A 22,272-nucleotide genomic window follows, 5' to 3' on the forward strand; every position below is an offset into this window, starting at 1 on the left:
TCTTTAAAGGATTTTTATAAATGAGCTCGATCCTTGATCTGGAAGTCTTCGTGCGCACCGCCGACACCGGCAGCCTTTCGGCGGCTGCGCGAGGCCTGAACCTGACGCCTGCGGCCGCGAGCATCGCCCTCAAGCGCCTGGAGACGCGCCTGGGTTTTCGTCTGCTGGCCCGTTCTACACGCAGCATGCGCCTGACCGAAGAAGGCCGGCGCTACCTCGACAGCGTGCGCGTGGCGCTGGCCGCCTTGTCGGAGGGCGAGCAGGCGCTGAAGCAGCAAAACCAAGGCCTGAGCGGCCTGCTGCAAGTGGCCGCGCCATCGGACTTCGGGCGTAATGTGGTGCTCGGTTGGCTGGATGAGTTCAAGGCCCAACACCCCAATATCCGCCTGCAACTGATGCTCAACGACAGCAATGCCGACCTGTTCCGCGAAACCATCGACATCGCCCTGCGCTTTGGCGTGCCCCAGGACTCCAGCCTGGTGGCGCTGCCGATCGCCCCCGAGCATTGCCGCGTCGCCGTCGCCAGCCCCGCGTACCTTGCACGCCACGGTACGCCCCAGGCGCCCCTGGAGCTGTCGCAGCACAGCGCGCTGCGGTACATGCGCCAAGGCCAGATCAGCAAGACCTGGCGTTTTCGCCGCGCCAACGAGCTGCAAGACGTCGACGTGAGCGGAGATTTCCTCAGTGATGACGGCGAAATCGTACGCCGCTGGGCATTGGCCGGGCACGGTATTGCCTACAAGGCCAGGCTGGATGTCATCGGCGATATTCGCGCTGGCCGGCTGCTGGCGCTGTTCGACGATTGGCAGGGAGAGCCCGCCCCCTTGAACCTGATGTGCCCACATCGGCTGCAAGTGTCGGAGCGGGTGAAGGTGCTGCATCGATTTCTCCAGGAGCGTTGCCAGGCCTTGCTGAGCACATGAAGAAACGCGTGCGGGGCTTGTTCCAGAGCCTGCGAGTCTGGTATTGCATAACCCACGTTTCACCGCCAGAAAGGAGCTATCCATGATCTACCGCACATTGGGCCAGTCCGGCTTGAAGGTCAGCGCCTTGACCCTGGGCACCATGATGTTTGGCGAGCAGACCAACACCGAGGACTCGCTGCGCATCATCGACAAGGCCTGGGACCAGGGCATCAATTTTATCGACACCGCTGACGTCTATACCGGTGGGCGCTCCGAGGAAATCGTCGGCGAGGCCATCGCCCGTCATCGTGACGATTGGATCGTCGCCTCCAAAGTCGCGATCGGCCCCACCGATGGCCTGCCCAACCGCAGCGGCCTGAGCCGCAAGCGCATCTTCAATGCCCTGGAAGCCAGCCTGACCCGCCTCGATACCGACTACCTGGACATCTATTACCTGCACCGCGAAGACCATGACACGCCGCTGGAAGTGACCATCTCGGCGATCGGCGACCTGATCCGCCAGGGCAAGATCCGTTACTGGGGGCTGTCCAACTACCGTGGCTGGCGCATTGCCGAAGTGATCCGGGTGGCCGAGCGCCTGGGTGTCGACAAGCCGGTGATCAGCCAGCCGCTGTACAACATCGTCAACCGTCAGGCCGAGGTCGAGCAACTCACGGCAGCGGCGGCCTATGGCTTGGGCGTGGTGCCTTACAGCCCACTGGCGCGGGGGGTGCTCAGCGGCAAGTACGCGCCGGATGTCACGCCCGAAGCCGGCAGCCGCGCCGCGCGCCAGGACAAGCGCATCCTCGAAACCGAATGGCGCGTGGAGTCGCTGCGCATCGCCCAGCAGATCCAGCAATACACCCAGGGGCGTGGCGTGGGGATCGTCGAATTTGCGATTGCGTGGGTGTTGAACAACGCCGCGGTGAGCTCGGCGATTGTCGGACCGCGTACCGAAGCACAGTGGGATGCCTACATTGGGGCGCTGGAGGTGAAGGTCACGGCAGCGGATGAGGCGTTTATTGATTCGCTGGTGACGCCGGGGCATTCGTCTACGCCGGGGTTCAATGATGTCGGGCATTTTGTGTCGGGCCGAGTCGCACGGACGTAACCGCACTGTCGTGACCAGGGCGCTTGCTGTGGCGAGCGCCCTTGGGACAGATTGGACGGGCGGGAGATTTTCCTGGAAAACGCCCCAAAACAGCGCACCTCTTTCACGCCAAAAGCACCATAATCCCCTCCTCTCTTGTCTCAATCGGTTTCGCGAGGACTGCGTGTCTAAAGGTGTGGTGTTATCGGTGTTGGCCTCGGTGTTGTTTGGCGTGATGTATTACTTCACATCACTGCTCACGCCATTGAGCGGCCTGGAGATTTTCGGCTGGCGCATGCTGCTGACCGTGCCGTGCATGACGGTGTTCATGATCATCAGCGGCGAATGGCGACGGGTGTGGGAATTGCTGCAGATGCTTGCACACAAGCCGCGGCTGATCGGTGGTGTGCTGCTGTCTTCGGCGTTGCTGGGCGTGCAGTTGTGGCTGTTCATGTGGGCGCCGCTCAATGGGCGCAGCCTGGATGTATCGGTGGGGTATTTCCTGTTGCCGCTGACCATGGTGCTGACCGGACGCCTGGTGTACGGCGAGCGCTTGTCGCGCCTGCAGCAGATCGCAGTGCTTTTTGCCGGGCTCGGGGTATTGAACGAGCTGTATCAGGCCGGTGGTTTTTCCTGGGCGACCTTGGTGGTGATCATCGGTTACCCCGTCTATTTCATCGTGCGCAAGTACCTGACCACCGACCACTTGGGCGGGCTGTGGCTGGATATGGCGTTGATGCTGCCCGTGGCATCGTGGTTCGTGCAGCACGGCGAGCAAGGTTTTGCGGTGATGGACAGCCACCCCAAGTTGTATGGGTTGATTCCCATGCTCGGGGTCATCAGTGCATCAGCGCTGGTGAGTTACATCATTGCCAGCCGCTTGCTGGCATTCAGTTTGTTCGGGCTGCTCAGTTATGTGGAACCGGTGCTACTGCTGGGCGTGGCGCTGATCCTGGGTGAAGGGATCAAGGGCGGCGAATGGCTGACCTATATCCCCATCTGGCTGGCGGTGATGGTGCTGGTGTACGAGGGCTTCAAGCATCTGGTACGCCAGCGCAAGGCATGAATGACAGGCCTGAAAAAACCCGGTGAATACCGGGTTTTTTATTTTTCGAGGACGTCAGTCGGTGGCCAACACTCCACGACGCACCTGATCCCGCTCAATCGACTCGAACAATGCCTTGAAGTTGCCTTCGCCGAATCCATCGTCGCCCTTGCGCTGGATGAACTCGAAGAACACCGGGCCCATCAGGGTTTCCGAGAAGATCTGCAGCAGTAGGCGCTTGTCGCCTTCGATGGACGAACCGTCCAGCAGAATGCCACGGGCTTGCAGTTGGTCTACCGGCTCGCCGTGGTTCGGCAGGCGGCCTTCGAGCATTTCGTAGTAGGTGTCCGGCGGTGCGGTCATGAAGCGCATGCCGATATTCTTCAGCTTGTCCCAGGTCTTGACCAGGTCGTCGGTGAGGAATGCCACGTGCTGGATGCCCTCGCCGTTGAACTGCATCAGGAACTCTTCGATCTGCCCGGCGCCCTTGGAGGACTCCTCGTTCAGCGGGATGCGGATCATGCCGTCCGGGGCGCTCATGGCCTTGGACGTCAGGCCGGTGTACTCGCCCTTGATGTCGAAGTAGCGCGCTTCGCGGAAATTGAACAGTTTTTCGTAGAAGTTCGCCCAATAGGCCATGCGCCCACGGTAGACGTTGTGGGTCAGGTGGTCGATGACCTTGAGGCCGGCGCCTTGGGGGTTGCGGTCCATGCCATCGAGGAAAACGAAGTCGATGTCGTAGATCGAGCTGCCTTCGCCGAAACGGTCGATCAGATATAGCGGCGCACCGCCGATGCCTTTGATGGCCGGCAGGTTCAGTTCCATCGGGCCGGTCTCGATATGGATCGGCTGCGCGCCCAGCTCAAGGGCGCGGTTATAGGCTTGTTGCGAGTCCTTGACGCGAAACGCCATGCCGCATACCGACGGGCCGTGTTCGGCCGCGAAGTAGGACGCGATGCTGTGGGGTTCGTTGTTGAGGATCAGGTTGATTTCGCCCTGGCGATACAGGTGCACGTTCTTCGAACGGTGGGTCGCCACTTTGCTGAAGCCCATGATCTCGAAGATCGGCTCCAGGACGCCCGGCGTTGGTGATGCGAATTCGATGAATTCAAAGCCCATCAGGCCCATTGGGTTTTCGTATAGATCTGCCATGATTTGGCGCCTCATCATTTCTTGTCATTAACCATCGAGTTATGTGCGAGCAAGGATGAGGTCTGACGGTGGCGCGCAGGAAAGGCCTCGCACACTGCGGGCGAGGAAGTCACCAAAGATGAGGGGGGAGCCGAGTAGCTTCATGGTTACATCAGTCTCTGACGGCCGAGGCTTGTGTGAGCGCAAGTCCATATTCTTGTATGCGTAAATCGATTCTACACAGCGTAACAGTATTTGTCCGTACTCTTATCAAATCCCCATTGCCCTGGGCTGCGCAAGGGGTTTGTTGCACAGGTAGATGCCCAGCAGGATCACTGCACCGCCCAGCAGCATGGGCGACGTCAGTTGCTCGTCGAGCAGTAGTGCGCCGCAGATCACCGCGGTCAGTGGGTTGAGTGCAATAAAGACCCCGGCGCGGGTTGCACCGATGCGGCGGATACCGTCGTACCAGGCGATGTAGGCCAGTGCCGAGCCCAATACGCCGAGGTACAGCAGGCTGAGCCATTGCGGCAGATGGATCGCGGCCACCGCGGCCAGCGTGAGTTTGCCGCTGACGGCCGTGACGGTCGCGAGCATGGCGGTACCCAGCAGGATGGACCACGTTACTGTTTGCAACGGCCCCAGGCTTTGGTTGAGGGTTCGTGAATACAGGGAGTACACGCCCCACCCCACCACGCAGCCGAACACCAGCACGTCGCCCAGCCAGGCCTGGTCGGTGCTGATGAGTAGCTGTGGATTACGGCTGATGATGACCACACCCGCCCCGCCCAGGCACAAGGCAATCCCCAGGCATTTGCCGGCGCCCAAGCGTTCTTTGAACAGCAGCCACGCGGCCAGACCGATAACCGCCGGGTTCAGTGCAACGATCAGGGATGCCCGCGACGCATTGATGTAGTGCAGGCCGTAGAAAAAACACAAGTTGTAGAAAAAAATCCCGAAGAACCCCAGCACGGCCAACTGCATCAGTTGCCCACCGCGTGGCCGCACCAGGCGCACGCGGGTAGCGCCCATGAAGCCCAGCAGCGCGGCGCTGGCCAACATAAACCGCAGGGTCGCCGCCAGCAGCGGGTCGACGCCGGTAGCCAGGTAACGTCCGGCAACGAAAGTGGCGCCCCAGATCATGGTCACGGCGCAAAGCTTCAGGTAGGTCAGGCGGTCAGTCATCAACGGGGCTCTTTACGGTGGATATTGGCGTATCCTCCGGGTAATGACCGATCATCGTAAAATGAGTAAATACTCATGACACTCACGCAACTGGAAATTTTTTCGCGGGTGGCGGAGCTGCACAGCTTCACCAGCGCAGCGCATCGGCTGGGTATCAGCCAATCGGCGGCATCCCATGCCATCAAGGCCCTTGAGCAGGAACTGGGCGTCGAATTGTTTCGGCGGCATCAGGCCCAGATCGAACTCAGCGATATCGGCCAGCAACTGGTCATGCGCGCCCGCACTCTGCTGGGCGTGGCCAATACCCTACAACAGGAAGCTTCCGATGCCCGCGGCATGAAACGTGGCACGTTGCGCATCGGCTCTTTCGGCCCCACTGCGTCCAACCGCTTGCTGCCGCCTATCCTCACGCAGTTTCGCCACGAACATCCGGGGATTGAAGTGCACGTGGATGAAGGGCCGGACCGCCAGGTGCTGCAATGGCTGGACGAGCGGCGGGTCGATGTGGGTTTCGTGGTGCTCGAACAGGAGCGCCTCGATACCTTTGCGTTGTTCAAAGACCAGATGGTCGCCTTGCTGCCGGCGGCACACCCGCTGACTGCGCAGCCTAGCGTGGCGTTGAAGGCGCTGTGCAACGACCCGTTCATACTGACTGAGGCCGGTTCCTTGGAGTTGGTTTCACGGCTATTCAGCACTGCGCGACTGACACCCAAAGTACGCTACCGCTGCGCGCAATTGCTCAGTACGCTGGAGGCGGTCAGTCGCGGTGATGGCCTGAGCGTGGTGGCCGAGGCTTCATTGCCGCCAACGCCGGACCCGCGTTATGTCGTACGCGCCCTGTCCCCACCGGTCGTACGCGAAATCGGCCTGGGGGTGCTGGATCAACGCCAGGCGAGCCCGGCGACCCTGGCGTTCATTCAAATAGCACAACGGATTTATGGGTAGGCGCCTACTGGCCGAACGGCCAGGTACAGCGAGCTTAATTGCGCCGCGCCATCTATCATCGATTTAATCTGAATTGCCATTCGGCGCTTTTCCCACCTTGCTACAGGCCGTTTCTTCCATGCCCCTGACCCTCAACGGCCCGCGAAAACGCGCCACCCGCTCTATGATCACCGTGCTCAGCGGGCTATTACCGATGGTTTTAGGCGTGGTCATTCTGTACTGGCAAGCCGAACGCACCCTACAGCAGAGTACTGCTCAGACCGCCCTTGAAGCGGTGCGTCAATTCGACCTGATGCTCGACAACACCGCCCTCGCCGCCCAGGCCCTGATTCCATTGGCCGGGCAGCCCTGTGATAACGCCGCGCAATTGGCCTTGCGTGAACAAGTCACGCGCCGCCCGTTTGTGCGTGCCACGACGCTGTCCTGGCAGAGAAACATCTATTGCAGCTCACTGTTTGGCGGTGAGTACGCGTCGCCGGTGAACCCGGATGACTACGTTGAGGGCAATCTGTGGTTGATGAACGGCAACCCGGTGACCCCCGATACGGCGCTCCTGGTGTATCGCCTGGTCGATGGCGACAAAGCCGCGTTTGCCTCGATTGACGGCTACCACCTGACCAACGCCCTGCGCCTGATCAGCCGCTACGCGCTGCTGGTCCTGCAAGTGGGGCCCAACTGGCTGGACGCCAGCGGCAAGGTGCATGACAGCGCCGTGCCGGAATTTGCCGTGGCGCATCATCATTTGGCCTCCACGCGCTATCACTACAGCGTCGAGGCCGGCATGCCGTCCGGTGAAGTGTGGCGCTACATGGAAGCCCGCTACCCGGCGTTGTTCAGCCTGCTGGTGTTCTTCGGGATACTGGCCGGCGTCCTCGCGCATTGGCTGCAAAAACGCTCCTGCGCGCCGACCCATGAGCTGCAACGGGCGTTGGGCGCCAACGAGTTCATACCGTATTTCCAACCCGTGGTGCGCGGCGATACCCGTGCGTGGGCCGGTTGTGAAGTGCTGATGCGTTGGCAGCATCCGAAGGAAGGCCTGGTGCGCCCGGACTTGTTCATTCCCCTGGCCGAGCACTCAGGCCTGATCGTGCCGATGACCCGCGCCCTGCTGCGCCAGACCGCCGCGCAGTTGGCACCGCACGCCGAGCGCTTCAGCCCGGGCTTCCATATCGGCGTGAACATCACCGCACGCCATTGCGAAGACCTGGCGCTGGTTGAGGACTGTCGCGAATTCCTCGGCGCCTTCGCGCCTGGCCAGGTCACGCTGGTGCTCGAATTGACCGAACGCGAGCTGATCAAGCCGACCGATACAACCCGACGCTTGTTCGACGCCCTGCATGGATTAGGGGTGATGATCGCCATTGATGACTTCGGTACAGGGCATTCCAGCTTGGGCTACTTGCGCAACTTCAATGTCGACTACTTGAAGATTGATCAAAGCTTTGTCGCCATGATCGGTGCGGATGCGCTCTCGCGGCATATTCTCGACAGCATCATAGAACTGTCCGGCAAGCTCGACCTGGGCATCGTTGCCGAAGGCGTGGAAACAGTCGAGCAATGCGAATACCTGGCGGCACAAGGTGTGGACTTCCTGCAAGGTTACCTGTTCGGGCGGCCGTTACCCTGTGATGAATTCATTAAATCGCTGGGCAGCCATTGAATAGCCGGCCACTAACAAGCTGAAATAATGTTGTTTACACAAAAGACGTGATTTACTCGTGGCGGATTAACTACTACAATTTTTCATGCCTGTGCAGAACTCGCAAAAAGCGCCACTTTCTTTAAGTCACCTTAAAGCCGTTGGCTCATAGCTTTGTCTGCAGTTGTATCCGCCAACTACACTATTGGAGTACAGATTTTGTCCAGACTCGCCGAATTTCGCGCAGCAGAAAAAGCCCTTCAAGAGCAGCTGGCCCAGCTGGAGTCGCTGAAGAACGACGCTGGCCTGAAGAAAGAAATCGAATTCGAAGAAAAGCTTCAAGCGCTGATGAAAAGCTACGGCAAAGGCCTGCGCGACATCATCTCCATCCTTGACCCGAACCCGGGCAAGGCCAGCGCTGCAACCGCCAGCGCCCCGAAACAGCGCCGTGCACGTGTGGTCAAGGTCTACCAGAACCCGCACACCGGCGAACTGATCGAGACCAAAGGCGGCAACCACCGCGGCCTGAAAGCCTGGAAAGAACAGTACGGCGCCGCCACTGTAGATTCCTGGCTTCGCGGCTGATCAACACGCACTAACAAAGAGCCCCGCACTTGCGGGGCTTTTTTTGCTTCAGGGTTCGAAAACGAACTTAACTAACATTTCATATTGTTCAAACGCGTTCGGTGTATCGCGCTCAAAGTTTCAAGCTGTCACGTACCGAACTGACTTCGTCCTTACTGGCGTCGTACGCTTGGGCTTGGCCTGCGTATGAAAAAACATACGCCTTATCCGCATCAATCGCGCCCACCAATGTTTGCGAAATCACGCGCCGGCCATTCTCGGTAATCACACAAGTAGTTTCCAGGGCGTCGAGACGGCTCAAGGTCGTCGTGTGCATCTTACTGCACACGCTTTGATAGCCGCTGCGGGCGAAATCTTTCTGGATGGATTTACGCATTTCCATCAATACGCCCTCAAGATTAACTTTGTGCCCCTCTTCAATCGGTGTGCCGGTCAATTCCATGACCATCAGCGTCAAGCCATTTTCATCATTCTTGATCGCGCGCTGGCGCGACACTGCCTGAGGAGGAACGGGCGCTTCGCCGTCGGGTGTGACTTCCTCGACTTGCCAACCACTGGGCCAATGGATTTGCGGCTCGGTCGCCAATGCAAAGGGGCTGACCAGCAGCAAACACACAGCGCTCAACAACGCTTTACGTAATTCGATCATTGCAAAAAACACCAGAGGGCCAAGCGTTAAAGTTTGAGCCCCGCCCCTGCTGGTCGCAAGGCCTGCGTGGGCTTTTTAATTTGGCGCCGGGGTCGGGGCTTGCGTATCATGGCCCGGCTGCACGGATGCCGGCCGCAAGCCAAGGAACCGCTCCTTATAGGAGTTGCGTTTGCCCCATTTTTTTCTGGAGGGCCCATGAGCCTGCACGAACTGAACACCTTCCCGGGCGTCACCGCCCAACCTGATACCGCGACCGCGAACTTCGTGTTCAATCACACCATGTTGCGGGTCAAAGACATCACCAAGTCGCTGGATTTCTATACGCGCGTCCTTGGTTTCTCGCTGGTTGAGAAGCGTGACTTCCCGGAAGCCGAATTCAGCCTGTACTTCCTGGCCCTGGTGGACAAGTCCCAGATTCCAGCCGACGCGGCTGAGCGCACGCAGTGGATGAAGTCGATCCCGGGCATCCTGGAACTGACCCACAACCACGGCACCGAAAACGACGCCGACTTCGCCTACCACAACGGCAATACCGACCCGCGCGGCTTTGGCCACATTTGCATCTCGGTGCCGGATATTGTTGCCGCCTGCGAACGTTTCGAGGCCCTGGGCTGTGATTTCCAGAAACGCCTGAGCGATGGCCGCATGAAGAGCCTGGCGTTCATCAAGGACCCGGATGCGTACTGGGTCGAAATTATTCAGCCAGCACCGCTGTAAACAAAAAACCCCATGATCACTCATGGGGTTTTTCATTTCAGCCAGGCAACTTACGACGTGCGGATCAAGTGATCAAAAGCACTCAGGGAAGCCTTGGCGCCCTCGCCTACGGCAATCACGATCTGCTTGTACGGCACAGTCGTTACATCACCGGCGGCGAACACCCCTGGCAGTGACGTCTCGCCACGGGCATCGACGATGATCTCGCCACGGGGCGACAGTTCGACAGTGCCTTTGAGCCAGTCGGTGTTGGGCAGCAAACCGATCTGTACGAAAATGCCTTCCAGATCGACCGTCTTGAACTCGCCGCTGTCGCGATCCTTGTAGGCCAGGCCGGTCACTTTCTGGCCATCGCCTTTGACCTCGCTGGTCAGCGCGCTGGTAATCACATCCACGTTGGGCAGGCTGTGCAGCTTGCGTTGCAACACCGCGTCGGCGCGCAGCTTGCTGTCGAATTCCAGCAAGGTTACGTGGCTGACGATACCGGCCAGGTCGATGGCCGCTTCCACGCCAGAGTTACCGCCGCCAATCACCGCTACGCGTTTGCCCTTGAACAGCGGACCATCACAGTGCGGGCAGAAGCACACGCCCTTGGCTTTGTATTCCTGCTCGCCCGGCACACCCATTTCACGCCAACGGGCGCCGGTGGCCAGGATTACGGTCTTGGACTTGAGGGTCGCACCGCTTTCGAAGCGGATTTCGTGCAGTTCACCGGGGTTCTTCGCCGGGATCAGGGCACTGGCGCGCTGCAAGTTCATGATGTCTACGTCGTACTGGCGCACATGCGCCTCAAGGGCACTGGCCAGTTTCGGCCCTTCGGTTTCCTGTACCGAGATAAAGTTCTCGATGGACATGGTGTCCAGCACTTGGCCACCAAACCGCTCGGCGGCGACACCCGTGCGGATGCCTTTACGCGCAGCGTAGATCGCAGCAGACGAACCGGCCGGACCGCCACCCACGACGAGCACATCAAACGCGTCTTTGGCGCTGATCTTCTCGGCGGCTTTTTCGAGGCCGCTGGTATCGAGCTTGGCGAGGATTTCTTCCAGGCCCATGCGGCCCTGACCGAAGTTCACACCGTTGAGGTAAACGCTTGGCACCGCCATGATCTGGCGCTCATCCACTTCTGCCTGGAACAGCGCGCCGTCGATGGCGACGTGGCGGATATTCGGGTTGAGCACGGCCATCAGGTTCAGCGCCTGGACCACATCCGGGCAGTTCTGGCAGGACAGCGAGAAGTACGTCTCGAAGTTGAACTCGCCTTTCAGGGCGCGGATCTGTTCAATCACCTCGACACTGGCCTTCGACGGGTGGCCACCGACTTGCAGCAGGGCCAGCACCAGCGAAGTGAACTCATGGCCCATCGGGATGCCGGCAAAACGCAGGCTGATTTCGGCACCCGGGCGATTGATCGAAAACGATGGTTTGCGCGCATCATTGCCATCGGTTTTCAGGCTGATCAGCGTGGTGAGGCTGGTAACGTCCTGCAACAGGGCCAGCATTTCCTGGGATTTCGCGCCGTCATCGAGGGAGGCGACGATCTCAATCGGCTGGGTGACCCGTTCCAGGTATGACTTCAACTGAGCTTTAAGATTGGCGTCCAACATACGGGCGATTTCCTTTAATTCTGGGTAAAAAAAACGCCCGAGCGAATCTCGCCCGGGCGTTTTTGAGGGCGGTTGCAGCTGACTTAAGGTGCGGATACCCGCCCTGGATACTTCATTGACTTAGATCTTGCCGACCAGGTCCAGGGACGGAGCCAGGGTGGCCTCGCCTTCTTTCCACTTGGCTGGGCACACTTCGCCCGGGTGGGCAGCGACATACTGGGCAGCCTTGATTTTGCGCAACAGCTCGGAAGCGTCACGGCCAACACCGCCGTCGTTCAGCTCAACGATCTTGATCTGACCTTCTGGGTTGATCACGAAAGTACCGCGGTCAGCCAGGCCTGCCTCTTCGATCAGGACGTCGAAGTTGCGGGAGATGGTCAGGGTCGGGTCGCCGATCATGGTGTACTGGATCTTGCCGATGGCTGGCGAGGTGTTGTGCCAGGCAGCGTGGGCAAAGTGGGTGTCGGTGGAAACGCTGTAGATTTCGACGCCCAGTTTCTGGAATTCGGCGTAGTTGTCAGCCAGGTCTTCCAGCTCGGTTGGGCAAACGAAGGTGAAGTCGGCTGGGTAGAAGAACACGACGGACCATTTGCCTTTCAGGTCAGCGTCAGACACATCTACGAAGTTGCCGTTTTTGTATGCGGTAGCTTTGAACGGTTTTACTTGGCTGTTGATGATAGGCATCGTTGACTCTCCGTCAGGGGTTAAGAAGTTGATGAAGTGAATCCTACCCAGTCTCTGGGCCGATGGCTCATTGGCAAACCTGATGCTCGCGATTGGCTTTGTCTATCAGCTAACCGTATTAATAGAAGAAATCTTAAAGCAGCGGCTGCGTTGCCAGGGTCATCCCGAGAAAGGGTGTCGCTTCAACATAGCGCATGGCGGATTTCATGTCGCTCCAGCCGACGTAACTCATCAACGACTTCAAATCCCAGCCGCTGCGATGGGCCCAGGTCGCAAAGCCACGGCGCAATGAGTGGCTGGTGTACGCGTCGGCTGCAATACCCGCACGCTCCAACGCCTGGCGCAACAATGGAATTACGCTGTTGGGGTGCAACCCCTCCTCGCTCAGGTTGCCCCAGCGATCAATCCCGCGAAACACCGGGCCACGCACCAGCACCGAAACGCTGAGCCACTCGCTGTAGGCCTGCACCGGGCATAGGCGCAGCAACGCTGGGGTCTGATAGGTCTTGCCAAGGTTGTCCCGATCACTTTTGCTGCGCGGCAGATACAGGCTGATGCCGGCGCCGGGGGTGGCCTGCACGTGTTCGATCGCCAGGCGGCAGAGTTCATCACTGCGAAAGCCACGCCAGAAGCCCAACAGAATCAGCGCGGTGTCGCGTTTGGCGCGTAACAGCCGTGGTTGATCGTGGTCTTGAGCGGCGGCTTGCGCTTGAGTCGCCAGGGACGCCACCACCTGTTCCAGGTGCTTTAGTTGCAGTGGCTCGGCCTGTTTCTCTTGTGCCGGATGCACAGCACGGATCCCCTTGAGCACCTTGCGAACCACCGGCGCTTTTGTCGGGTCAGGAAAGCCCTGGCTCGTATGCCACTGCGCCAATGCCGAGAGGCGCAGCTTCAAGGTGTTGATCGCCAGCACACCGGCATGCGCGACCAGGTAGCGCGCCACGCTGTCACTGGTGGCTGGCAGGAATCCGCCCCAGCTCACTTCGAAATGCTCGATGGCTGCGCGATAGCTGCGCCGCGTGTTGTCGCGGGTGGCGGCATTTAGATAACGGTCCAGATCGCTCATGGGAAGCCTATTCGTACCGCTTGCGTATGTACGCGCGGCTAAAACGTCGATGACACGGGATAATACGCCAATATCCCATCTGTTAATTGATGAATTTCAACGGGTTTTTATTCGTGATAAGGTATGTATCTACATACTACGTACCACAGTACTAAATCGACGGAGACCCCATGGCGCGCGGCGGCATTAATAAGGCAGTAGTTCAAACGGCACGCTTGGCGATTCTGGCTCGCGGCGAGAACCCCAGCATCGACGCTGTGCGCATCGAGATGGGCAATACCGGTTCGAAAACCACGATTCATCGTTATTTGAAGGAGCTGGACGAAAGCGAAAGCCGCCAGACCATCACCCAGGCCCCTATCGACGATGAGCTGGGCGAACTGGTGGCACGCCTGGCCCAGCGCCTGAAAGAAAAAGCCCAGGAGCCCATCGACCTGGCCCAGGCCCAGTTCGAGCAGCAGAAAACCGCCCTGCTCGCCCAGCTGGAAGCACTGGAAGAGGCCCACAGCCAGCTCAAGCAACAATTCGACATCCAAGCGGCCGCCCTGGCCGAAGAAAGCGCCGCGCTGCAAACCGCCAGTAGCAGCCTGCAGACCGAGCAGACCCGCAATGCCGGCCTGAGCCAGGCGTGTAGCGATTACGAGTTGCGCATTAACGACAAGGACGAGCAGATCCGCTCACTGGAAGACAAACACCTGCACGCGCGCGATGCGTTGGAGCATTACCGCAATGCGGTCAAGGATCAGCGCGAACAGGAACAGCGGCGCCATGAAGGTCAACTGCAACAGGTCCAGGCTGAATTGCGCCAGGCCCAGCAGAGCGCCATGGTGCGCCAGGATGAAATCACTCAACTGCATCGGGACAATGAGCGCCTGTTGATTGAGCAGCGCGTCATAACAAAGGAACTGGCGGCACTGCAGGAGCAAGCGCGCAAAGACCAGGCTCAGCAACTAAAACTGAGCGATCAGGTGAGCGTGATAGAGAGTGAGCGCACCTTGCTTCAGGAGCGCCTGCGCGTTGCCGTGCTGGATAGCCAGTCCCGCCAGGAGGCCCTGACCGGATACCAGCACGCCAATAAGGCCCTGGAACTGGACCTTATCAAGGCCCAGGCGAGTATCGAGGCATTGCGCCTGGCGGCCGCCGTTGCAACGACCCCAGAGGCAACGCCAAACGCCTGATCAGTCCGCCACAGGCGTGCGCATGGTGACGAATTCTTCCGCCGCCGTAGGATGCACGCCGATGGTCTCATCGAAATGCCGCTTGGTCGCGCCGGCCTTGAGCGCGATCGCCAAGCCTTGCACGATCTCGCCGGCATCCGGGCCGACCATATGGCAGCCCAGCACCTTGTCGGTGTCGGCGTCGACCACCAGTTTCATCAAGGTTTTCTCCTGGCACTCGGTCAGGGTCAATTTCATCGGCCGGAAGCGGCTTTCGAAGACTTGCACCTTGTGGCCGTTTTGCTTCGCCTCTTCTTCCGTCAACCCTACGGTGCCAATGTTCGGCAGGCTGAACACTGCCGTCGGAATCATTGCGTAATCCACCGCGCGGTACTGCTCCGTCTTGAACAAGCGCCGTGCGACTGCCATGCCTTCAGCCAAGGCCACCGGCGTCAGTTGCACACGGCCGATCACATCGCCAATAGCCAGGATTGAAGGGGCGGCGGTCTGGTACAGGTCATCCACTTCGACGAAGCCACGCTTGTCGAGTTTGACGCCGGTGTTTTCCAGGCCCAGGTTGTCCAGCATCGGGCGACGACCAGTGGCATAGAACACGCAATCGGCTTCGAGTACGCGCCCGTCTTTCAGGGTGGCCTTTAGGCTGCCATCGGCTTGCTTGTCGATGCGCTCGATGTCGGCATTGAACTGCAGATCCAGGCCGCGCTTGGTCAGTTCTTCTTTCAGGTGCGTACGCACTGCGCCGTCAAAGCCGCGCAAGAACAGGTCGCCGCGATACAGCAGCGAAGTTTTCGCACCCAGACCGTGGAAAATGCCCGCGAATTCAACGGCGATATAACCACCGCCAACGACCAACACGCGCTTGGGCAGCTCTTTGAGGAAGAACGCTTCATTGGAGCCAATGGCATGCTCGCGCCCCGGGATTTCCGGGATCTGCGGCCAGCCGCCCGTGGCGATCAGGATGTGCTTGGCGGTGAAGCGCTCGCCATTTATTTCCACCTGATGCGGATCAATCAGTCGCGCATGCCCTTCATGCAAGGTCACGCCACTGTTGACCAGCAGGTTGCGGTAGATGCCATTGAGGCGATTGATCTCGCGATCTTTATTCGCGATCAGTGTCGCCCAATCAAAATTTGCTTCGCCCAACGACCAGCCAAAACCACTGGCCTGCTCGAAGTCCTCGGAAAAATGCGCGCCGTACACCAACAGTTTTTTCGGCACGCAGCCCACGTTTACGCAGGTGCCACCCAGGTAGCGGCTTTCCGCAACGGCCACTTTGGCGCCAAACCCCGCAGCAAAACGCGCAGCGCGAACACCGCCGGAACCGGCACCAATTACATACAGATCAAAATCGTAGGCCATTTCACTCTCCTCGGCAGGCAATCAGCATACCGACTTACATGGGACTGAAAAACGAAAAAGCCACCCTAAGGTGGCTTTCTCTTGAAACAGGTTTGGCAACCGTGGATCAGTAAGCCTTGCCAGTCTTGTAGAAGTGCTCGTAGCAGAAGTTGGTTGCTTCGATGTAGCCTTCAGCACCACCGCAGTCGAAACGACGACCTTTGAACTTGTAGGCAATCACGCAACCGTCTTTGGCTTGCTTGAGCAAGGCGTCAGTGATCTGGATTTCGCCGCCCTTACCTGGCTCGGTCTCTTCGATCAGCTTGAAGATATCCGGGGTCAGGATGTAACGGCCGATGATCGCCAGGTTCGACGGGGCATCTTCCGGCGCTGGTTTTTCAACCATGTCGCGTACGCGGATCAGGCCATCACCAATGTCGTCGCCGGCAATTACACCGTACTTGTTGGTTTCTTGAGGATCAACTTCTTGAACGGCAACGATAGTGCAACGGTATTTCTGGTAGAGCTTGACCATCTGGGTCAGCACGCCATCACCTTCCAGGTTGACGCACAGGTCATCCGCCAGGACCACGGCGAACGGTTCGTCACCGATCAGCGGGCGGCCGGTCAGGATGGCGTGGCCGAGGCCTTTCATCTGGGTCTGACGGGTGTAGGAGAACGAGCACTCATCCAGCAGCTTACGGATACCAACCAGGTATTTTTCCTTGTCGGTGCCTTTGATCTGGTTTTCCAGCTCGTAGCTGATGTCGAAGTGGTCTTCCAGTGCGCGTTTGCCGCGACCGGTCACGATGGAGATTTCGTTCAGGCCGGCATCCAGTGCCTCTTCGACGCCGTACTGAATCAGTGGCTTGTTCACCACCGGCAGCATCTCTTTAGGCATGGCTTTGGTCGCTGGCAGGAAGCGAGTGCCGTAACCGGCTGCTGGGAACAAGCATTTCTTGATCATATAAGTCCTTACAAAGGGCTGTGCGTACGGAATTCGGCGCAGTCTAATCAGGCCGCAGCCACCTTACAATGGGTCCTGCTGGCGTTGCGATGTCATCATAGAGAAAAAATCCCGACGTAAGTTCCACTTATCTTACAAAGAGCCCCCTCACCAGCAGTGAAAAAGCGGCTGGCGCCCCAGTATTTCTTGGGCCTGCATCCTATTTAGCACGTTTTTGCCCCTTGGACACTGACCGGCAATAACATGCGCGGCCCCGCGACATTTGGCGCTATCATTAGGCCCTTGAACCATACCCCCGAGATTGATAGATGTCAGAACCAAAAGGCGTAAACGGCTACCTGATCACCCAACGTGCGGACGGCTGGCACTTGATCAACTTTCATGGCGACAGCGTCGCGGGCGCATTTGCCACCGAAAGCCAAGCGATCGCGGTAGCGGAAGTGTTTGTGGATGAAGCGGGCCATGCGTCCAGCAAGCGACCGAAGGGCAAGTAAGCTGCAAGGCCCTGCACAAAAAAGCCCCGCTGAGCGGGGCTTTTTTGTGCGCATTCATTTTTCACAATCCAAGAATTTTATCACTCACGGCCTAGCGTCAGTTTGATAAAACTGCATGAGCCATTATTGTTTTCACAAGTCCGTAATCCCAGTCTTACAGCCAACGAAAAAAACAAAACGCCCTCACCAATTGCAATGTAGTAAAAATCCTACAGATGGATTTTAAGTTTTGGCAAATAGCCACATCCCTCTTACACATTCCGACATATTCAGGCCACGCCATTAGGCGAATCGGGCGACTTACTTTTTCAAGTGCAGCTCCAATAATTGCCGTGCTTTGAACAAACCCAGAACTGGCAATGCAATTAGTTGAAAAAAGCAATTTTTCATACTGATGCCGAGGGATGGCCCGAAGCAGTAACACCCGTTTGACAATGGCGCTGACCATTGTTTCAAGCCTGGAAGGTCCTGCCCGCAACTGCGAAAGGATTTATTCATGACACTTACTAATAGATGGGTCTTTGCAAATGAAAATTGAAATGAGAACTACGTTGTTGGCAATCAGTCTGCTCGCAGGTTCGATCGCCACTGCTCAAGCGGCGGATGGAACCGTTACATTTTACGGCTCTGTTCACTCCGGCGCCTGCTCTATCAAGCCTGAGTCCGTAGATCAATCCGTGAACTTGGGTGCCATTGCCAAGCACCAATTGCAAGATGGTGGAAGATCCAATGCCCGTCCTGTGTTGATCGAACTTGAAGGCTGCGATTTGACCGGCCTTACCGACAACACCGTGACCACGACGTTCACGGCTGCGCCATCAACCGCAGTGCCGGGAGCGATCGGTACAGTCGGGGGAGCGGGCAACATTGGCATCATGATGACACATGGTGGCGACGTTATTGAACTGGGCAAGCCAACTACCCCGCAGGCCATTGTCGCTGGTGATAACACGTTGCAATTCGGTGCCTATGTACAAGGTGCAGCTACGGGCGCCATCGTCCCTGGTGATTTCACCGCAGTCACCAATTTCACCCTGGCTTACCAGTAAGTGTTTCCCCCGCTACTTATATGTATGTGGCGGGGGTATTTGGCGGGAGATTACGGTGAACACATTCATACACCGCGCTATTGCCACTTCACTGCTGATGTTCATCTGCCCTGTTGTCTTTGCACAAGGTCAAGGCGATGGGATCGTCACATTAGGTGGAAACGTTGTTGATTCTGCCTGCGGGTTGGAATTGTCCAGTATCGATCAAACGATTGACATGCCAGCGGAACCCATCGGCCGACTCTTGAGAAATTCGCTGGGCGCGCCACACCCCTTCCAACTGCGCTTGGTCAACTGTTCACTGACTCGCCCTGATCCCAATCGCCCCGGTGCAACGTTGCCTGACTGGGAGCATATGCGCGTGACGTTTGACGGAGACCGCGACAGAGACGGCCGTTCCTTCGCCACGTCAGGCTTATCCCAAGGCGTGGCCTTGCATATTTGGGATTCCTTGGGTCAAGAGAGCGTGCCAGGCGAGCGGATGCCTCCACATCCGTTGAAAGAAGGCGACATGACGCTGAACTACACGCTTCGCCTGGTCGGCAACGGACTGCAGGTTTTGCCTGGCGCCCACACGGCTGCGGTGCGGTTCAAGTTGGAATACTTTTGAACATTGATGGATTGCTTTCATGTTGAATGCGTCGAAGGTCATAAATGCACTACGCCCAAGTTTACTCTTCGGCGGTTTACTCTCTGTGGCGGGAACTGCGTTGGGTGCCGGAGATATCGAGTTCAACACTGATGTTCTTGATCTCAGTGATCGTTCCAACATTGACTTGTCCCGGTTTGCCCGCAGTGGCTTTATTCTGCCGGGCACTTATTCAATGGTTATACAAATAAATAACCAGCCTACATCTGAATACTCGGTGGCATTTTACCCTCCCGATAACGACCCTAAAGGAAGCCTGGCTTGTTTATCGCAAGGTCTTGTATCGCAGTTGGGCTTGAAGGCGTCCAGCACCGCCAAACTGACGTGGTGGAAAGATGGACAATGCCTGGACATACAGAGCCTGCCTGGGATGGCAGTCAGTGGTGACTTGGCCACTTCCACGCTGAGCATCAACCTGCCTCAAGCCTACCTTGAATATAACGCGACCAATTGGGACCCGCCCTCACGCTGGGACGAAGGGGTGTCCGGGCTGCTGATTGACTACAACATGACGGCGCAAACCGGCCAGCAGAGAAATGACCGGGCGCGCAGCAACATCAGTGGTAACGGCACGATCGGGGCCAATGCCGGCGCGTGGCGCTTGAGGGCTGACTGGCAAGGCCGTGTCGACCAGGATCGCGAAGACTCGTCCGGGCGCGGGCAGCAGTTGGAGTGGAGCCGTTACTACGCTTACCGCGCAATACCGCAACTGCAAGCACGGTTGGTAGTGGGCGAAAACTATCTTTATTCGGACGTGTTTGACAGCTTCCGTTTCACCGGGGCCGCGATCAATTCTGACGAAAGCCAATTGCCGCCCAACCTGCGTGGCTATGCCCCGGAAGTGGTCGGGGTGGCCAAGACCAACGCCAAGGTCACCATCAGCCAGCAAGGGCGCGTGCTTTATGAAACGCTGGTCGCAGCGGGGCCATTTCGCATTCAAGACCTCAACGACGCGGTCACTGGCAGGCTGGATGTAAGGGTGGAAGAGCAGGATGGTTCGGTACATAGCTACCAGTTCGATACGGCTGGCGTGCCCTACCTGACGCGGCCTGGGCACGTTCGTTACAAAGTGGCGACGGGGCGACCGTCCAATCTCCAATATGGCGCCGATGGCGACTTTTTTGGAACGGGGGAGTTTTCCTGGGGGATCAACAACGGCTGGTCGCTGTATGGCGGCGGCATCGCGGATAACAACTATCGCGCATTATCTGTCGGGGTAGGCCGTGACCTGCTGGCCTTCGGCGCGCTCTCGCTGGACGTCACTCAAGCGCGCGCTGAGGTGTGGGGTGAAACGCTCTCGGGTAAATCATACCGACTTCAATACTCCAAACACTTCGAAGAATACGACAGCCAAATCACGTTTGCCGGTTACCGCTTTTCCGAGAAGAACTACCTGAGTATGAGTGAATACCTGGACGCTCGTCATTACGGCCTGAATGGCGAACTTGCCGAGCGTGACGCCAACGGTGATCTCTTAAGGAGCTGGCGACCTATCGGTGATAGCAAGGCGCTGTATACCGCGACCATCAATAAACAGTTTCGTGATTTAGGGGCCAGCGTGTACGCCAGCTACAACAAACAAACTTATTGGGGCCGTCCCGCCACGCAGCGTTGGAACTTGTCGGCGTCGCGCTATTTCAATATCGGAACCGTCAAAAACATGAACGCCTCCCTGAACGTGTATCGAACCCTGGATTACAACTATCGGGATAACGGCGTATCGCTGACGGTCAGCCTGCCGTTTGGGCACACCGGTACACTGTCGATGGACGCCAATAGAGCCGCAGGGAAGAACGGCTTGGGCACGCGCTACAGCGATCGCCTTGATGAGCGCAACAGTTACCAGCTCAGTGCCAGCGACAAAGGCGCCAGTGGTTATTTGAATCATACCGGCGACCAGGCTGACATCGACCTTGCCGCCAGCAGGCAGGAAGGCGGTTACTCCACGCTCAGCGTGTCGGCTCGCGGTGGTGGCACGCTCACGCGCTATGGCGCAGCACTGCATCGCACCAACAGCACCGGCGGAACCCGCCTGATGGTTGACACGGGTGGGGTCGCCGATGTGCCCGTGCGCGGTTACGGCGCACCGACCCGTAGCAATGTGTTCGGTAAAGCGGTGATTGCCGATGTCGGCAGCTATCTGCGCACAGCTGCCAGTGTCGACCTGGAAAGCTTGCCGAGCAATATCGAAGCCACCCAATCCGTCACGCAGCTGACACTCACCGAAGGTGCTATCGGTTATCGGTCCCTGTCCGTGATTGCCGGCGAAAAAGCCATGGCCGTTCTGCGCCTGCCCGATGGCAGCTCACCGCCCTTCGGCGCGACGGTGAAAAACGCGAAACAGCAGGATACCGGCATTGTGAATGACGGCGGCAATGTTTACCTGAGCGGCATCCAGGCCGGTCAACACATGATCGTCAGTTGGGGTGGCACCGAACGCTGCATCCTGACCTTGCCCAACGTCCTGCCTGCTGATGGTTTGACCGATGCCCTGCAACTGGGCTGCCGGATGGTAGCCACCGACCCCTCCTCGCCTGAGCCCGCCACCTTGACCGGCCAGCGCGCCGATACGGAGAAAACATCCTCATGAGGCTGAATACGCCCCTCACCACGCTGTTGGCCCTGACCTTGAGTCATAACGCCAACGCCGCCGTTGGCCTAGACCGTACCCGAGTGATTTTCGATGGTGGCAAAGAAGCAACCAGCGTCAATATCACCAACAACAACACCCAGCTACCGTATTTGGCTCAAGGCTGGATTGAGGATGAAGAAGGCAAAAAAATCACTTCGCCCTTGATCGTGCTACCGCCGGTTCAACGCCTGGAACCTGGAAAACAGAGCCAGTTGAAAGTACAGGCATTACCGGCGGCCAAGTCGTTACCGCAGGATCGAGAGACGGTCTACTACTTCAACTTGAGAGAGATTCCGCCGCGCAGCGATAAACCCAACACCCTGCAGATTGCGCTGCAGACGCGGATCAAATTGTTCTACCGGCCGAAAGCTATTGCGCCCAGCCAGCAAGATCTCTCCAACCCCTGGCAGGAAAAGCTCACGCTGATCCGTGAGGGTGAACGCTACCAAGTCAACAACCCAACGCCTTATTACGTGACCCTGGTGGATGCGCGCACCACCAAGGACGGCAAAACCGTACCGGGTTTTGAACCGCTGATGATCCCCCCAAAAGGTTCGATGACCTTGGGGCCAACGGCCAAGTCGCTCGGTACAACTCCGCATTTGGCCTACGTGAACGATTACGGCGGTCGCCCACTGATGGCTTTCACCTGTGCTGGCAACACGTGCAAAGTCGACGCGCAAGCAGCAACGCCCAATGAATAACGCTTGTTGCCGG

Annotated in this window: 21 protein-coding genes; 13 read left to right on the forward strand and 8 right to left on the reverse strand. The window is 58.2% G+C overall.

All coding sequences use genetic code 11. The features are described from left to right. The first annotated feature begins 20 nt into the window (after positions 1–20). The 3 genes from LIY36_RS20175 to rarD all read left to right on the forward strand — a co-directional run bounded on the left by LIY36_RS20175 (position 21) and on the right by rarD (position 3,061). A complete protein-coding gene (locus LIY36_RS20175; RefSeq protein WP_226456824.1) occupies positions 21–923 on the forward strand; it encodes a LysR family transcriptional regulator in 903 nt (300 codons plus the stop codon). Between the two features lie 82 nt (positions 924–1,005). Beyond that, positions 1,006–2,016, forward strand: a complete 1,011-nt coding sequence (locus LIY36_RS20180) for an aldo/keto reductase (RefSeq protein WP_226456825.1) — start codon at positions 1,006–1,008, stop codon at positions 2,014–2,016. 163 nt (positions 2,017–2,179) lie between these two features. Next, positions 2,180–3,061 (forward strand): EamA family transporter RarD, encoded by an 882-nt coding sequence (gene rarD / locus LIY36_RS20185; protein WP_226456826.1) that lies wholly within the window; start codon positions 2,180–2,182, stop codon positions 3,059–3,061. 54 nt (positions 3,062–3,115) lie between these two features. Here the strand turns inward: rarD and hppD are convergent, their stop codons facing one another. Together hppD and LIY36_RS20195 are read right to left on the reverse strand one after the other, a co-directional pair. After that, positions 3,116–4,192, reverse strand: coding sequence for a 4-hydroxyphenylpyruvate dioxygenase (gene hppD, locus LIY36_RS20190; protein WP_226456827.1), 1,077 nt, complete (start codon positions 4,190–4,192; stop codon positions 3,116–3,118). Between the two features lie 249 nt (positions 4,193–4,441). Further along, a complete protein-coding gene (locus tag LIY36_RS20195; protein ID WP_226456828.1) occupies positions 4,442–5,356 on the reverse strand; it encodes a DMT family transporter in 915 nt (304 codons plus the stop codon). Between the two features lie 75 nt (positions 5,357–5,431). Between LIY36_RS20195 and LIY36_RS20200 the strand changes: the two genes are divergently transcribed. The 3 genes from LIY36_RS20200 to LIY36_RS20210 all read left to right on the forward strand — a co-directional run bounded on the left by LIY36_RS20200 (position 5,432) and on the right by LIY36_RS20210 (position 8,525). Beyond that, positions 5,432–6,301, forward strand: a complete 870-nt coding sequence (locus tag LIY36_RS20200) for a LysR family transcriptional regulator (RefSeq protein ID WP_226456829.1) — start codon at positions 5,432–5,434, stop codon at positions 6,299–6,301. Positions 6,302–6,419: 118 nt separating this feature from the next. Continuing rightward, positions 6,420–7,961 carry an EAL domain-containing protein gene (locus tag LIY36_RS20205; RefSeq protein WP_226456830.1) on the forward strand — a complete coding sequence of 514 codons (1,542 nt, stop codon included), beginning with the start codon at positions 6,420–6,422 and terminating at the stop codon, positions 7,959–7,961. A gap of 198 nt (positions 7,962–8,159) precedes the next feature. Then, positions 8,160–8,525: a histone-like nucleoid-structuring protein, MvaT/MvaU family gene (locus LIY36_RS20210; protein WP_192300020.1), complete on the forward strand. Its 366-nt coding sequence runs from the start codon at positions 8,160–8,162 to the stop codon at positions 8,523–8,525. Positions 8,526–8,637: 112 nt separating this feature from the next. Here LIY36_RS20210 and LIY36_RS20215 read toward each other — a convergent pair whose 3' ends face one another. Then, positions 8,638–9,174: a DUF4946 domain-containing protein gene (locus tag LIY36_RS20215; protein WP_226456831.1), complete on the reverse strand. Its 537-nt coding sequence runs from the start codon at positions 9,172–9,174 to the stop codon at positions 8,638–8,640. A gap of 195 nt (positions 9,175–9,369) precedes the next feature. Between LIY36_RS20215 and gloA the strand changes: the two genes are divergently transcribed. After that, on the forward strand, positions 9,370–9,891 hold the full coding sequence (gene gloA / locus LIY36_RS20220; protein WP_012724171.1) for a lactoylglutathione lyase: 522 nt from the start codon (positions 9,370–9,372) through the stop codon (positions 9,889–9,891). 50 nt (positions 9,892–9,941) lie between these two features. On the opposite strand, the gene ahpF is transcribed toward gloA, so the two are convergent. The 3 genes from ahpF to LIY36_RS20235 all read right to left on the reverse strand — a co-directional run bounded on the left by ahpF (position 9,942) and on the right by LIY36_RS20235 (position 13,248). Continuing rightward, entirely contained in the window at positions 9,942–11,498 is a 1,557-nt protein-coding gene (gene ahpF, locus LIY36_RS20225) for an alkyl hydroperoxide reductase subunit F (protein ID WP_226456832.1), read from the reverse strand. A 120-nt stretch (positions 11,499–11,618) separates the two neighbouring features. Then, positions 11,619–12,182, reverse strand: a complete 564-nt coding sequence (gene ahpC / locus LIY36_RS20230; RefSeq protein ID WP_010210361.1) for an alkyl hydroperoxide reductase subunit C — start codon at positions 12,180–12,182, stop codon at positions 11,619–11,621. A gap of 133 nt (positions 12,183–12,315) precedes the next feature. Next, entirely contained in the window at positions 12,316–13,248 is a 933-nt protein-coding gene (locus tag LIY36_RS20235; protein ID WP_226456834.1) for a site-specific integrase, read from the reverse strand. Positions 13,249–13,418: 170 nt separating this feature from the next. Here LIY36_RS20235 and LIY36_RS20240 point away from each other — a divergent pair, with 170 nt between their 5' ends. Beyond that, positions 13,419–14,426, forward strand: coding sequence for a DNA-binding protein (locus LIY36_RS20240; RefSeq protein WP_226456835.1), 1,008 nt, complete (start codon positions 13,419–13,421; stop codon positions 14,424–14,426). On the opposite strand, the gene gorA is transcribed toward LIY36_RS20240, so the two are convergent. Both gorA and galU read right to left on the reverse strand, forming a co-directional pair. Continuing rightward, positions 14,427–15,785: a glutathione-disulfide reductase gene (gene gorA / locus LIY36_RS20245; RefSeq protein ID WP_226456837.1), complete on the reverse strand. Its 1,359-nt coding sequence runs from the start codon at positions 15,783–15,785 to the stop codon at positions 14,427–14,429. A gap of 106 nt (positions 15,786–15,891) precedes the next feature. Beyond that, on the reverse strand, positions 15,892–16,731 hold the full coding sequence (galU, locus tag LIY36_RS20250) for a UTP--glucose-1-phosphate uridylyltransferase GalU (protein ID WP_003212579.1): 840 nt from the start codon (positions 16,729–16,731) through the stop codon (positions 15,892–15,894). Between the two features lie 308 nt (positions 16,732–17,039). Here galU and LIY36_RS20255 point away from each other — a divergent pair, with 308 nt between their 5' ends. The 5 genes from LIY36_RS20255 (at position 17,040) to LIY36_RS20275 (ending at position 22,259) form a co-directional block, all read left to right on the forward strand. Beyond that, positions 17,040–17,225, forward strand: a complete 186-nt coding sequence (locus tag LIY36_RS20255; protein ID WP_049713265.1) for a hypothetical protein — start codon at positions 17,040–17,042, stop codon at positions 17,223–17,225. A gap of 539 nt (positions 17,226–17,764) precedes the next feature. Further along, on the forward strand, positions 17,765–18,274 hold the full coding sequence (locus LIY36_RS20260) for a fimbrial protein (RefSeq protein WP_370694915.1): 510 nt from the start codon (positions 17,765–17,767) through the stop codon (positions 18,272–18,274). 55 nt (positions 18,275–18,329) lie between these two features. Then, positions 18,330–18,884 carry a fimbrial protein gene (locus LIY36_RS20265; protein ID WP_226456840.1) on the forward strand — a complete coding sequence of 185 codons (555 nt, stop codon included), beginning with the start codon at positions 18,330–18,332 and terminating at the stop codon, positions 18,882–18,884. A gap of 19 nt (positions 18,885–18,903) precedes the next feature. Then, positions 18,904–21,513, forward strand: a complete 2,610-nt coding sequence (locus LIY36_RS20270; protein ID WP_226456841.1) for an outer membrane usher protein — start codon at positions 18,904–18,906, stop codon at positions 21,511–21,513. Beyond that, positions 21,510–22,259 carry a fimbria/pilus periplasmic chaperone gene (locus tag LIY36_RS20275; protein WP_226456842.1) on the forward strand — a complete coding sequence of 250 codons (750 nt, stop codon included), beginning with the start codon at positions 21,510–21,512 and terminating at the stop codon, positions 22,257–22,259. Before LIY36_RS20270 ends, LIY36_RS20275 begins: the two co-directional genes overlap by 4 nt. The last annotated feature ends 13 nt before the right edge of the window (positions 22,260–22,272 follow it).

Origin of the sequence: Pseudomonas sp. AF03-9, from assembly GCF_020515815.1 — a bacterium.
Classification (GTDB): domain Bacteria; phylum Pseudomonadota; class Gammaproteobacteria; order Pseudomonadales; family Pseudomonadaceae; genus Aquipseudomonas.

Excerpts from the sequence above, each read along its gene's own strand:
- LIY36_RS20175 (WP_226456824.1), top strand. The coding sequence starts at position 21 with ATGAGCTCGATCCTTGATCTGGAAGTCTTCGTGCGCACCGCCGACACC.
- LIY36_RS20255 (WP_049713265.1), top strand. The coding sequence starts at position 17,040 with ATGTCAGAACCAAAAGGCGTAAACGGCTACCTGATCACCCAACGTGCG.
- LIY36_RS20275 (WP_226456842.1), top strand. The coding sequence starts at position 21,510 with ATGAGGCTGAATACGCCCCTCACCACGCTGTTGGCCCTGACCTTGAGT.
- LIY36_RS20240 (WP_226456835.1), top strand. The coding sequence starts at position 13,419 with ATGGCGCGCGGCGGCATTAATAAGGCAGTAGTTCAAACGGCACGCTTG.
- LIY36_RS20235 (WP_226456834.1), bottom strand. The coding sequence starts at position 13,248 with ATGAGCGATCTGGACCGTTATCTAAATGCCGCCACCCGCGACAACACG.
- LIY36_RS20260 (WP_370694915.1), top strand. The coding sequence starts at position 17,765 with ATGAGAACTACGTTGTTGGCAATCAGTCTGCTCGCAGGTTCGATCGCC.
- gorA (WP_226456837.1), bottom strand. The coding sequence starts at position 15,785 with ATGGCCTACGATTTTGATCTGTATGTAATTGGTGCCGGTTCCGGCGGT.
- LIY36_RS20195 (WP_226456828.1), bottom strand. The coding sequence starts at position 5,356 with ATGACTGACCGCCTGACCTACCTGAAGCTTTGCGCCGTGACCATGATC.
- ahpF (WP_226456832.1), bottom strand. The coding sequence starts at position 11,498 with ATGTTGGACGCCAATCTTAAAGCTCAGTTGAAGTCATACCTGGAACGG.
- galU (WP_003212579.1), bottom strand. The coding sequence starts at position 16,731 with ATGATCAAGAAATGCTTGTTCCCAGCAGCCGGTTACGGCACTCGCTTC.
- LIY36_RS20200 (WP_226456829.1), top strand. The coding sequence starts at position 5,432 with ATGACACTCACGCAACTGGAAATTTTTTCGCGGGTGGCGGAGCTGCAC.
- hppD (WP_226456827.1), bottom strand. The coding sequence starts at position 4,192 with ATGGCAGATCTATACGAAAACCCAATGGGCCTGATGGGCTTTGAATTC.
- LIY36_RS20270 (WP_226456841.1), top strand. The coding sequence starts at position 18,904 with ATGTTGAATGCGTCGAAGGTCATAAATGCACTACGCCCAAGTTTACTC.
- gloA (WP_012724171.1), top strand. The coding sequence starts at position 9,370 with ATGAGCCTGCACGAACTGAACACCTTCCCGGGCGTCACCGCCCAACCT.
- LIY36_RS20180 (WP_226456825.1), top strand. The coding sequence starts at position 1,006 with ATGATCTACCGCACATTGGGCCAGTCCGGCTTGAAGGTCAGCGCCTTG.
- ahpC (WP_010210361.1), bottom strand. The coding sequence starts at position 12,182 with ATGCCTATCATCAACAGCCAAGTAAAACCGTTCAAAGCTACCGCATAC.
- LIY36_RS20215 (WP_226456831.1), bottom strand. The coding sequence starts at position 9,174 with ATGATCGAATTACGTAAAGCGTTGTTGAGCGCTGTGTGTTTGCTGCTG.
- LIY36_RS20205 (WP_226456830.1), top strand. The coding sequence starts at position 6,420 with ATGCCCCTGACCCTCAACGGCCCGCGAAAACGCGCCACCCGCTCTATG.